The sequence below is a fragment of the Streptomyces murinus genome (assembly GCF_002154555.1).
Taxonomy (GTDB): Bacteria; Actinomycetota; Actinomycetes; order Streptomycetales; family Streptomycetaceae; genus Streptomyces; species Streptomyces murinus.
On record NZ_MUNF01001069.1, the window covers coordinates 565 to 831 of the forward strand.

General features: G+C 73.8%; 1 protein-coding gene. It reads left to right on the forward strand.

Features of this window, described 5'->3' with window-relative positions:
• Positions 1-267, forward strand: a 267-nt coding sequence (locus CCN72_RS41320) for a TerD family protein (protein WP_244174690.1), incomplete at both ends; no start/stop codon positions are given.

Below are 267 nucleotides of genomic sequence, written 5' to 3' on the forward strand. Positions count from 1 at the left end.
TTCGGGCAGGTCCCGGACCTGTACATCGAGGTGACCGACCCCGCGTCCGGCCAGGTCGTCGCCCGCTTCGACAGCACGGGCGCGACCGTGGAGACCGCCTTCCTGCTCGGCGAGTTCTACCGCCGCCAGGGCGGCTGGCGGTTCCGCGCCGTCGGCCAGGGCTACGACAGCGGACTCGAGGGCCTCGCCACGGAGTTCGGCATCACCGTGGACGAGCCACAGCACGCGGCACCCCCGCCCGCACCGGCCCCGCCGACGGTCGTACAG